Source organism: Arthrobacter sp. H41 (assembly GCF_000520535.1).
Classification (GTDB): domain Bacteria; phylum Actinomycetota; class Actinomycetes; order Actinomycetales; family Micrococcaceae; genus Arthrobacter_D.
Window position 1 is genome coordinate 21,210 of sequence record NZ_KI914799.1, and the last position, 4,538, is coordinate 25,747.

A 4,538-nucleotide genomic window follows, 5' to 3' on the forward strand; every position below is an offset into this window, starting at 1 on the left:
TGGCGAGGGCGGGCCACTCCGTGGCGGTCCTCGAGGCGCGAGACCGGGTGGGCGGGCGCACGCACACCGACGTCGTCGGCGGAGCGGTCCTCGAGGTGGGCGGGCAATGGGTCTCACCCGACCAGACCGCGCTGATCGGGCTGCTGGACGAGCTGGGGATGGACACCTTCCCCCGCTACCGCGAGGGCGATTCCGTCTACATCGGGCCGGACGGCGAAGCGATCCGCTATTCCGGGGACATGTTCCCCGTCGACACGCACACCCGGGAGGAGATGGAGCGGCTGATCGAAACGCTGGACCGGCTCGTCGCCGAGGCCGGCCCGGAAGCCCCGTGGAACCACCCCGACGCGCGCTCACTCGACACCATCTCCTTCCACCACTGGCTGCGCCGGCAATCCAGTGATGAGGAGGCCTGCAACAACATCGGCCTGTTCATTGCCGGCGGCATGCTGACCAAACCCGCGCATGCCTTCTCGACGCTGCAGGCCGTCCTCATGGCAGCCACCGCAGGGTCGTTCTCGAACCTCGTCAACGAGGACTTCATCCTCGATCGCCGCGTGATCGGCGGGATGCAGTCGGTCTCGGAGCGCATGGCGGCGGAACTGGGTGACGACGTCGTGCTCGACGCTCCGGTGCGGACGCTGCGGTGGGGCGGGGTGGGGGCGGGCAGCGGTGTGGCCGCGATTTCGGACAGCACCACCGTCCACGCCCGCTACGCCGTGATGGCCGTGCCGCCCAACCTGTACTCACGCGTGTCCTACGAACCTCCGCTGCCCCGGCGCCAGCACCAGATGCACCAGCACCAGTCCCTGGGACTGGTCATCAAGGTCCACGCCGTCTATCCCACGCCCTTCTGGCGCGACGAAGGACTTTCGGGCACCGGGTTCAGCGCGGGCTCGATCGTGCAGGAGGTCTACGACAACACGAATTACGAGGACCCACGCGGCACCCTCGTGGGATTCATCTCCGACGAGAAGGCGGACGCCATGTTCGAGCTTCCGCCCGAGGAACGCCGGGAACGGATCCTCGGGTCACTCGCCGGGTTCCTCGGTCCTGAGGCGCTCAACCCCGAGGTCTACTACGAGTCCGACTGGGCCTCCGAGGAATGGACGCGCGGCGCCTATGCCTCGAGCTACGATCTCGGCGGGCTCCACCGGTACGGACGCGACCAGCGCACCCCCGTGGGGCCCATCTACTGGTCCTGCTCCGACATCGCCGCCGAAGGCTACCAGCACGTCGACGGCGCCATCCGCATGGGGCAGCTCACGGCGGAGGCGATCGCCCTCGCGCTCGCCGAAGAATCCCTCCGAACCCCCGGAGTCTGACGTGCCGGATACCCACCAGACACCCGAGGCCACGTCCGGCCCGGGTTCCGATCGCAAAGAGGCGACTCCATGAGCACAGAAACACAGACGCAAGCTGAGACAGGGCTGAGCAGGAAAGGGTTGAGCGCCGGATCGGTGGGCCTGCTGGGCGCCGTCGTCATCGGTGTCTCGTGCATCGCGCCGGCCTACACGCTCACGGCGGCACTGGGGCCTACCGTCGCGGAGGTAGGGGTGAACCTGCCGGCGATCTTCCTCGTCGGCTTCCTCCCCATGCTGCTCGTGGCCCTGGGCTACCGCGAACTCAACAATTCGATGCCCGACTCCGGCACGTCCTTCACCTGGGCCACCCGGGCCTTCGGCCCCTGGATCGGGTGGATGGGAGGGTGGGGGCTCATCGCCGCGACGGTCATCGTGCTGTCGAACCTCGCGGCCGTGGCCGTCGACTTCTTCTACCTCCTGCTGTCGCAGATCACGGGCAACGCCGCCCTCGCCGACCTGACGCTCAACCTTCCGGTCAATATCGCCACCACGCTGGTCTTCATCGCCCTCGCCTGCTGGGTGTCCTACCGGGGCATGGAAACCACCAAGACCGTCCAGTACGTGCTGGTGACGTTCCAGCTCGTGGTGCTCGTGTGGTTCGCCGTCGCCGCCTTCATCCACATCGTCAATGGAACCGCCTTCGACGCGACGCCGATCAGCGCCGAATGGTTCAATCCCTTCGCCGTCGGCTCCTTCTCGGCGTTCGCCGCGGGCGTCTCGCTCTCCATCTTCATCTACTGGGGCTGGGACGTCACGCTGACCATGAACGAGGAGACCACCAACCCGGAGAAGACGCCGGGGCGTGCCGGAGCCCTCACCATCGTGGTCATCATGGCGATCTACCTGATCGTCGCACTTGCCACCCTCTCCTTCGCAGGTGTGGGGGAGGGCGAACTCGGTGCCGGCAACCCGGACAACCAGGAGAGCATCTTCGCGGCGCTCGCGGGCCCGGTCATGGGGCCCTTCGCCATCCTGATGTCGATGGCGGTCCTCAGCAGCTCTGCGGCGTCGTTGCAGTCCACCTTCGTCTCCCCGGCGCGGACCCTGCTGGCCATGGGCCACTACCGGGCGCTGCCGAGCAGGTTCGGCGGGGTCAGCCGGCGGCACAATTCACCCGGCTACGCAACGGTGGCTGCGGCAGCGGCCGCGGCGGGCTTCTACGTCGTCACGAGGATCGTCTCGGAAAACGCACTCTGGGACACCATCACCGCCCTCGGGATGATGATCTGCTTCTACTACGGAATCACTGCGCTGGCATGCGTCTGGTACTTCCGGACGCTCGCCTTCAGCACCGGAAGCAATTTCCTGCTCAAGTTCCTCGCCCCGCTCCTGGGAGGCGTGATCCTGCTGGTGATGTTCGTCAAGACCGCCATCGACTCCATGGATCCCTCCTACGGTTCGGGCTCCGAGATGGGCGGGGTGGGCATGGTGTTCATCCTCGGTATCGGAGTGATCCTGCTGGGTGCCGTGCTGATGCTCGTGATGTCGCGGGTGAACCCCGCGTTCTTCCGGGGAGACGTGCTGAAGACGGGTGCTGCTCCTTCGGTCTGACGTACCGGACCCGGCGGGTTAGAGTGGGTCGGATCCGGCCGGTGCAGACTACCGAGTGCCGGCGGTTACTCCTACGGAAAGAACATCTGTGCGATACGTCGTCGGGTACACCGAAAATGACCGCGGGCAGGACGCCCTCGAGCTGGCGGCGTCGCTGGCGCTCACGCAATCGGCGGGCATCGACCTGGTGACGGTCCTCGACTGGCCGCAGGACGGCAGCGTCGCCCCCGGGACCGGCCGTGCCGCCGAGGCCCTGAAGCGCGCGGCGGCAGGTGTGCCCGCCGCCGTCGAGGTCACCACGCATGTGCGCCTTGCCGACTCCTTCGCCGCGGGCCTGCTCGAGGCGGCAGCGGAGCTGGATGCGGGACTCATCGTCATCGGAGCATCGAGCAACGGGTTGCTGCGCCGTTTCACGGTGGGCAGCGTGGCCAATGCGGTGCTGCACTCGTCACCGCTCCCGGTGGCACTCGCACCGCGGGGCTATCGGCACCGGGACCGCTTTACACGCATGTCCTGTGCCGTGGGGACCCGGGCCGGTGCGGAGGCCGTGCTCGACGTCGCAGTGGAATCCGCCGCGCGTCGGAGCCTGCCCCTCCGGTTGATCTCCCTCGTGGCACTCGACCAGCGGGAATCGGGGAACTCGGGTGAGGCCATCAACCAGGCCCACCGCCACGCGAACTCGGTGCTTGCCCGGGCCGTGGAGCAGCTGCCGCAGGGCCACGAGGCGTCGATCATCGTGGCACACGGACGCACCATCGAGCAGGCCATCGACGACATCGAGTGGGACGCCGGCGAACTGGTGATCGTCGGTTCGAGCCGTCTCGCGCAGCACAGCCAGCTGTTCCTCGGCTCGACGGCGAACAAGATGCTCCGCGCCCTGCCGGTTCCCATGGTCGTGGTGCCGAGGGACTGGAACCTCGCGGCGGCCTGAGCTCCGCTCGTCAGCCCCGCTCTGCACTTATCCCGTTAGTGGGCGCGGCGGCGTCCACCCCAGCCCGGGGACTCGGCCACTGCGCCCCGGAGAGTGCTTGCACTGCATGCATTGCATGCACTTCCGAAATGCCCCCGGACGGAACTGCTTGCACTGCATGCAACGCAAGCAGTCATTCGACTGACTACTTCGCCGGCGCCTGGGTGTCGGAGGAAACGCGTGCGGCGGAGGTTTCCTCACTTGTAACCCTGGTGCCCGCCGTCGCGGATCCGCTTCCGTCCTTGCCGCCGCCCTTGCCCACCCGGGGCTGGCGGCGGACAGTGCGGAGCATGTCGATGGTCAGCAGCACCAGGCCCGCCCACACGAGGCTGAAACCCACCCAGCGCTCGATCGGCATCTCCTCACCGAACACGAACAGCGCCAGCAGGAACTGCAGGACGGGCGCGAGGTACTGCAGCAGCCCGATGGTGGTGAGCGGCAGGCGCCGGGCCGCGGCGCCGAAGAAGATGAGCGGCACGGCCGTGATGACGCCCGACGCCGCCATGATCCAGAAGTGCCCGCTGCCTTCGGTCAGCAGGGTGGCCGCACCGGTGGACGAGAGCCACACCATCACGCCGGCAGCGATCGGGGTGAGGACCGCCGTCTCGATACTGAGGCTCGAGACGGCGTCGACGCGGGAGCCGACGCTCTTC

4 protein-coding genes are annotated in these 4,538 nt (G+C 67.7%); 3 read left to right on the forward strand and 1 reads right to left on the reverse strand.

From position 1 onward, the window contains the following. From Y705_RS19025 to Y705_RS0110160, 3 genes are all read left to right on the forward strand, one after another. A partial coding sequence (locus Y705_RS19025; RefSeq protein ID WP_081737961.1) for a flavin monoamine oxidase family protein occupies window positions 1-1,325 on the forward strand: 1,325 nt, incomplete at its 5' end. 69 nt (window positions 1,326-1,394) lie between these two features. Then, window positions 1,395-2,915 (forward strand): APC family permease, encoded by a 1,521-nt coding sequence (locus tag Y705_RS0110155; RefSeq protein WP_026532771.1) that lies wholly within the window; start codon window positions 1,395-1,397, stop codon window positions 2,913-2,915. A gap of 88 nt (window positions 2,916-3,003) precedes the next feature. Beyond that, window positions 3,004-3,846 carry a universal stress protein gene (locus tag Y705_RS0110160; RefSeq protein ID WP_026532772.1) on the forward strand — a complete coding sequence of 281 codons (843 nt, stop codon included), beginning with the start codon at window positions 3,004-3,006 and terminating at the stop codon, window positions 3,844-3,846. 184 nt (window positions 3,847-4,030) lie between these two features. Here Y705_RS0110160 and Y705_RS19030 read toward each other — a convergent pair. After that, a partial coding sequence (locus Y705_RS19030; RefSeq protein WP_343212724.1) for an EamA family transporter occupies window positions 4,031-4,538 on the reverse strand: 508 nt, incomplete at its 5' end.

What these genes read in the sequence shown, in the direction of transcription:
- Y705_RS0110155 (WP_026532771.1), top strand. Translation starts at nt 1,395, where the DNA reads ATGAGCACAGAAACACAGACGCAAGCTGAGACAGGGCTGAGCAGGAAA.